Source organism: Kribbella sp. NPDC023855, from assembly GCF_040639475.1.
Classification (GTDB): Bacteria; Actinomycetota; Actinomycetes; order Propionibacteriales; family Kribbellaceae; genus Kribbella.
This window is the reverse complement of sequence record NZ_JBFAAA010000016.1, coordinates 116,732-122,997: the sequence shown is the minus strand read 5'-3', so window position 1 is coordinate 122,997 and position 6,266 is coordinate 116,732. Positions and strand designations below refer to the sequence as shown.

6 protein-coding genes are annotated in these 6,266 nt (G+C 69.1%); 2 read left to right on the top strand and 4 right to left on the bottom strand.

All coding sequences use genetic code 11. The features are described 5' to 3' along the window. Positions 1–156: IS3 family transposase (locus tag AB0F51_RS36065; RefSeq protein WP_360287654.1), on the top strand; the 156-nt coding region annotated here is incomplete at its 5' end. A 192-nt stretch (positions 157–348) separates the two neighbouring features. Here AB0F51_RS36065 and AB0F51_RS36060 read toward each other — a convergent pair. After that, on the bottom strand, positions 349–1,806 hold the full coding sequence (locus AB0F51_RS36060) for a trypsin-like peptidase domain-containing protein (protein ID WP_360287650.1): 1,458 nt from the start codon (positions 1,804–1,806) through the stop codon (positions 349–351). Positions 1,807–2,450: 644 nt separating this feature from the next. On the opposite strand from AB0F51_RS36060, the gene AB0F51_RS36055 reads away from it, so the two are divergent. Further along, entirely contained in the window at positions 2,451–2,795 is a 345-nt protein-coding gene (locus AB0F51_RS36055; protein ID WP_360287648.1) for a MerR family transcriptional regulator, read from the top strand. Between the two features lie 577 nt (positions 2,796–3,372). Here AB0F51_RS36055 and AB0F51_RS36050 read toward each other — a convergent pair. The 3 genes from AB0F51_RS36050 to AB0F51_RS36040 form a co-directional block, all read right to left on the bottom strand. Next, the gene (locus AB0F51_RS36050) at positions 3,373–4,791 is read right to left on the bottom strand and encodes a HAMP domain-containing sensor histidine kinase (protein ID WP_360287646.1); all 1,419 of its coding nucleotides are present in this window, start codon (positions 4,789–4,791) and stop codon (positions 3,373–3,375) included. A 149-nt stretch (positions 4,792–4,940) separates the two neighbouring features. Next, entirely contained in the window at positions 4,941–5,288 is a 348-nt protein-coding gene (locus tag AB0F51_RS36045; protein WP_360287644.1) for a hypothetical protein, read from the bottom strand. A 135-nt stretch (positions 5,289–5,423) separates the two neighbouring features. Next, positions 5,424–6,116 carry a response regulator transcription factor gene (locus AB0F51_RS36040; protein ID WP_360287652.1) on the bottom strand — a complete coding sequence of 231 codons (693 nt, stop codon included), beginning with the start codon at positions 6,114–6,116 and terminating at the stop codon, positions 5,424–5,426. Positions 6,117–6,266: the final 150 nt, after the last annotated feature.

The following is a 6,266-nucleotide window of genomic DNA, read 5'->3' as shown; positions in this document are numbered from 1 at the left end:
TACCGCCACAGCTGGCCCACCCGCACCGGCGCCAAACAAGCCATCAACCACTGGATCGCCAACATCTACAACCGCCGCCGACGCCACTCAGCCCTTGGCATGACCAGCCCAATACAGTACGAACTCACACACCACCACGCGGCCAAAGCCGCATAACCCGGTGTCCACCACCCGGGGGCAAGCCCAGAGCGCCCCGGAACTGGAGCGACGGAGGAGCGGAAGTGCAGGGCGCGTGGGAACATACACAAGAAGCGGGACTGCGGCCGCTCGGTGGGCGGTCGCAGTCCCTATCTGGGAGGGGGCTCCGTCGTCCCCGGGGGGTGAGGGACGACGGAGCCTTTGGGGGGGTCAGCCGGTGGGGTTGCCGTTGTCGGAGCCTAGTTTGGCCTTGATTTGCTGGGATTTGCCGTCGCGGGTGAAGGTGATGGTTACTTCGTCGTCCGGGCGGTGCGAACGGACCGCGGCGACCAACGCGTCCCCTGACGCGATCGCCTTGCCGTCGATCGCGGTGACCACGTCACCGCTCTTCAGGCCGGCCTTGTCCGCCGCACCGCCCGGCGTCACCTCGCCGATCGTCGCTCCCTGCTGGAACGCGTCGGAGGACTGCGCGTTGCCGACCTGTACGCCGAGCCTTGCGTGGGTGGCCTTGCCCTTGGCCACCAGCTCGTCGATGATCGGCTTGGCCTGGTCGATCGGGATTGCGAAGCCCAGGCCGATGTTGCCGCCTTCGGATTGTCCCGATCCTCCGGCGGTCTTGATCGCGCTGTTGATTCCGACCACTTGGCCGGCGAGGTCGATCAGTGCGCCGCCGGAGTTCCCCGGATTGATGGCGGCGTCTGTCTGGATTGCTGGGAAGACCGTCGTACTGTCGCGCTGTTCGTCGCCCGACGTCACCGGGCGGTTCAGCGCGGAGACGATACCGCTCGTCACGGTCGCCTCGAGTCCGAACGGTGAACCGATCGCGACGACTCCCTGCCCGACACCGAGGTTGCCGCTCTTGCCCAGTACGGCGGGTGTCAGGTCCTTGGCGTCGGCGCGGATCACCGCGAGGTCAGTCAACGGGTCGGTACCGACGATCGTCGCGTTGAGCGTCCGGCCGTCGTTGAGCATCACCTGGATCTTGCCGCCGTTGCCGGCACCCGCCACCACGTGGTTGTTGGTGACGATCAGGCCGTCTTTGCTGATCACGATGCCCGACCCGGTCCCTGAGCCCTGTGCTGTGGCGACGCCGATCTTCACCACACTCGGCAAGACCTTCGAGGCCGCGTTCTGTACCGAGCCGTCCGGCGCGGAGACCGGTGCCGCCTGGCTTCCGTTGAGTGGGGCCGTCACCGAGGAGCTCGACGTGGGGTCGTTGGTGGCGGAGTACACGGCTGCACTGCCGATACCGCCCGCTGCACCGACCAGCAGCGCGGTGGCTGCGACCAGTGCGAGGCCGCGGCGTTTCGGCGGCTTCGCGGGCTGGGGCTCGGCCGGCGGCTGCGGGCCGAACGGCCAGCTCGGGCCCGGTGGCGTCCCCTGATGCGCCCCGGACATCCCGAACTGCCCGCCCTGCTGGTAAGCACCCCCGCCTGAGGGGTGCTGCCCTGGCCGCGGCTGACCGCCCTGCGGCGCGTACTGCTGCTGGTGATGCTGGCCGTAGCCACCCATCGGCAGCTGCTGCGTGCGCTCAGACGAACCCGAGCCGAACGCAGGCGCTCCGGCCTGCGGCGGCTGGTTCGCAGACTGGTTCCCGTACGTCGAACCCTGCGCCGGCGACTTGTCACCGGGCTGGTTCTGCGGCTGGTGCGGCTGGTTCTCGGTCATGGGTCAACCTTGGCGGCCGGACCTGAGAACCCGCTGAAGATCCCGTCAGAGCTGCCGAAGAACTCCATGAAGATCCGCTGAAGACGGGCGGCACCCGGCCTGCGGTCGCGGCGAGAGGGAAGCTATACCCCGTCTGAACGAAAATCTAACGTGACGGGATTAGACTTCTGCCAGCAAGGTGGCTAGTATTTTTGATGACGCAAGAGAGAACAGCAGAAGCTGACGCGGGTAGCCAACGACTGCCCACGAAGTACGAACGCAGTACGCAGTAGGTACCAACGCAGTACGAGAAGTACACGCAGTACCAGCAGTTCTCAGTACAGAAGTAGCAGTGCGCAGTACCGCAGGACGCCGGCCGGTCAGTGAGTACGGCCGGTGGTAGTGAGCAGTGTCAGCTGGAACACCGAAGAGAAGGAGAGGATTACATCATCAGGATCGCCCGCCCTGGCTGAGTTGCGCCGGGTGGGTACCGCAGTCCCATCGTCGTACGGAGGTGGTTCTCGGTTACGCAGTTAGCGATCCCCGCTGAGTTCGCCGGCAACGGCGGACAGCGGTAGCAGAGGCCGGCTTGATAGCTGGTAGATGGTGAATCCAAACCCAGGGCCCCGGTGCTTAGGCACCGGGGCCCTCGACACGGAGGTGGCATGACCCCAAGCCTGGAGCACACAGTGGTTGAACCGAACAGTCCGCCGGCCATCGACGACGAGGACTATCCCGCGTACACGATGGGCCGCGCCGCCGAGATGCTCGGCACCACTCCGGGCTTCCTGCGAAGCCTGGACGAAGCGAAGTTGATCACGCCCCAGCGGTCCGAGGGCGGCCACCGCCGCTACTCCCGCTACCAGCTCCGCCTGGCCGCACGCGCCCGGGAACTGGTCGACAACGGCACCGCCCTCGAAGCGGCCTGCCGCATCATCATCCTCGAAGACCAGTTAGCCGAAGCCCTCCGCCTCAACGCCGAACTCCAAGCCCCCACCGAACAAAGCTGACCCCTCCCGCTGGGCTGGGTTGATGGATTGAAGGCGCTGTCTCGCCCCTCGCCGGCTCGGTGCGCGGGTGGTCGCGTCGCCCCGGCGCGGCAGCTGCTGTGGCGGAGACGATGGTGGCCCACGTCATCCCCGGATTGAGTGGCGGCGTGGACAGCCAGTGGGGCGCTGAGCGAGTGGGAAAGGCGCGGCGGACCGGCGTACTGACGCTTGGAACGCCTGGGCTTGGGTGGAGCGCGCCGGCCGTGCGCGAGCGCGTGCTGGCCGCACGAGCGCTGCCGGCGGCACGGGAAGCGTGTGCCGGCTGGGCAGGCCCGGCGTACTGGCGCTGGAGCGCCCGGTCGGGCGGAGCGCGCCCCGGTGTGCGAGAGCGCATGCTGGCCGCACGGGAGAGCGTGTGCCGGCTGGGCGGGAGCGTGTGCCGGCTGTGCGGAGCGCGGGTCGGCGTACTGGCGCTTGGGGCGCGCGGTCGGGGCGGAGCGCGCCCGGTGTGCGAGAGCGCGTGTTTGGCCGCACGGGTGCGTGTGCTGGCTGGGCGGGAGCGTGCGGCTGCCCGCAGGTGGGCTGGCTGGTGGTTGGGTCAGCGGGATTGGGTGGCGGCGTGGGGGAGCCAGAGGGTGAATTGGGCTCCGGCGTTGGGGGCGTTGCGGGCGTAGATCATGCCGCCGTGTTGTTCGGCCGCGTGTTTGACGATCGCCAGGCCGAGGCCGGAGCCGGGGCGGCTGCGGGCCTCGCTGGAGCGGTAGAAGCGTTCGAAGACGTGCGGCAGGTCTGCCTCGGCGATTCCGGGGCCGCTGTCGGTGACAGTCAGTACGCCGTCCAGCAGGCGTACGGTGACCCGCCCGAGTGGTTCGCCGTCGGTCCGGTGGCCGGCGGTGTCGTCCGGGACGCTGTACTTCGCCGCGTTGTCGAGCAGGTTCGTCACGGCGCGACCCAGCAGCCGCTCGTCACCCCAGACGGGGAACGGTGACAGCTGGACGTCCCACTCCACTCCCGACGCGCGACGGCGCACCTTGAGCAGGGCGTCCTCGACGACGTTCGACAGTTCGATCAACTCGGCGTCGCGGACCTGCGGCGTATCGCGCGCCAACTCGGTCAGGTCGCCGATCAGCGTGGTCAGCTCGTCCATCTGCGCGCGGACGTCGTCGAGCAGTTGCTGCCGATCCTCGGCCCGCAACCCGCCGCGCTTGTCGGCCTGCGCGAGCAGGTCGAGGTTGGTACGGATGCTCGTCAACGGCGTCCGCAACTCGTGCCCCGCATCGCCGACCAGCCGTCGCTGCCGGTCCTGAGAGCGCGCAAGGGCAGCCAGCATCGCGTTGAACGCCACCGCCAGCCGGGTGATCTCGTCCGAACCCGTCACCGGGATCGGTCGTAGGTCCTCGGTCCGGGCGATGGATTCCGCTGCCGCGGTCAGCCGGGCGAGCGGCCTCAGCCCGGACTGTGCGATGGCGTTGCCGGCGAGTGCGGCGCCGATGACGCCGAGCAGGCCGATCGCCCACAGCACGATCCCCAGGTTGTGCAGCGTCCGGTCGATGGGCTTGAGCGACTGCGCGACCACCAAGGCTGCCTGCAGAGTCTCGCCGTCGTCGCAGGCCTGGTCGTCCTCCCGCGGGCAGAACCTGGCAGGTACTGCGACCACCCGGAAGTGCGGGCTGTTGGGCGTGCCGACGGTCTCGATGCTGTAGCCGTCCGGCGCCGTGCCGCGGGCGACCGCGAGCTCGGTGGCGTTCATCGGTGGGAGCGGGCTGAGCTTGGCGTTGACCTTCTGCCCGCTGTCCAGGTAGACGCCGACCCGGATGTCGCTGAGCCCGAGTGCGTCCGAGGAGATGCGTTGCAGGTTGTAGTAGTTCGTCAGTACGCCGTTGTTGGCTGCCTGGACTGCGCGGTCCTTGAGGCTGTCGTCGAGGTTGCGGTACATCTGCTGGCGGACCGTGACGTAGGCGCCGAGGCTGACGAACGCGACGGCCAGGCCGACGGCGACCGCGGCGAGCAGCGTCACGCGGGCGTGCAGGCTCAGCTGGTGCAGCTTCTCCTGCCACCAGTCCTGAGTCCGCCCCGCCGTAGCCGCTACCCGCCCAGCATTCCCAGGCTGCCCACCCTGCGGCCGACCTTGCTGTCCTCCACCCGGTTGCACCGGACTGGACTGAGCTAAGCCGGGACGAGGTGAGCCGGAGGGAGCCGACGCGGGGTGAGCTGAGCCTGGCTGAGTCTGGCTGGGCCCAGCTGGCTTCGGGTGAGATGGACCGGGCTGCGCCGCACTCGGTCGACCTGGGCCCGGCGGCGGACCTGCCGGCCCAGCACCCGGTTGCCCAGCGCCCCGTTGCCCAGCACCCGCTTGCCCAGCCGCCGACTGTCCCGGACCAGGCTGTCCCGCGCCGGGTTGTCCTGCGCCGGGTTGTCCTGCGCCGGGTTGTCCCGCGCCGGGCTGTCCCGCGCCAGGTTGTCCCGCACCGGGCTGTCCCGCACCGGGTTGTCCCGCGCCGGGTCGTCCTGCACCGGGCTGTCCTGCACCAGGCCGGGCCGAGGTGGGGTGGGGGCGGCCGGGGCGGTTGTGGGTGGGGCCTAGTTCCAGGGCTTCCTCGTCCGGGGGGCCGGTGTAGCGGGGGAAGTCGCCGGGTGGGGGTTGGGTGGTCACGGTGGGGTGTCTCTCAGGACGTAGCCGATGCCGCGGACCGTGTGGATCAGGCGGGGCAGGCCGTCGATCTCGGTCTTGCGGCGGAGATAGCCGATGTAGACCTCGAGCGAGTTCGCCGTGGTCGGGAAGTCGTAGCCCCAGACGGCGTCCAGGATCACCGCGCGTTCGAGCACCCGGCGTGGGTTGCGGATCAGCAGCTCCAGCAGCGAGAACTCGGTCCGGGTCAGCGGGATCGGGGTGTTGCCGCGATGCACCTCATGGGCGTCCACGTCCACCACCAGATCGGCGTACTGGAGGATCTCGCCGCGTGCTCCGCCCTCGCCCGGCGTCGTACTGCGGCGGAGCAGTGCCCGCAGCCGCGCGAGCAGCTCCTCCAGAGCGAACGGTTTGGTCAGGTAGTCGTCGCCACCGGCATCGAGTCCGTCGACCCGGTCGGCGACGGCGTCCCGCGCGGTCAGCACCAGGATCGGCACGTTGTTGCCCGCAGCCCGTAACGCCTTGGTCGTCTCCAGCCCGTCCAGCCGGGGCATCATCACGTCCATCACGACCACGTCGGGGTCGACGTTGCCGATCACCGCGAGCGCCTCGGCGCCGTCGGAGGCGGTCACCACCTCGAAGTCGTTGAACTCCAGCGAACGGCGCAACGAATCCCGGACCGCCCGGTCGTCGTCCACCACCAGTACCCGCATCTCGCGCTCCCGCTCGCCCACAGTTCGATCCAGGGCTCGGCTGAACCCCGCCATTTGAGGATATGCAGCCGAGGTTATGCCGTCTGTTTGAGAATCGGCTGAGAACCCGCTGATCAGTCGCGAAGGACACCGGCCGAGCCGTAGGTTCTC

What these genes read in the sequence shown, in the direction of transcription:
- AB0F51_RS36055 (WP_360287648.1), top strand. Translation starts at nt 2,451, where the DNA reads ATGACCCCAAGCCTGGAGCACACAGTGGTTGAACCGAACAGTCCGCCG.
- AB0F51_RS36040 (WP_360287652.1), bottom strand. Translation starts at nt 6,116, where the DNA reads ATGCGGGTACTGGTGGTGGACGACGACCGGGCGGTCCGGGATTCGTTG.
- AB0F51_RS36060 (WP_360287650.1), bottom strand. Translation starts at nt 1,806, where the DNA reads ATGACCGAGAACCAGCCGCACCAGCCGCAGAACCAGCCCGGTGACAAG.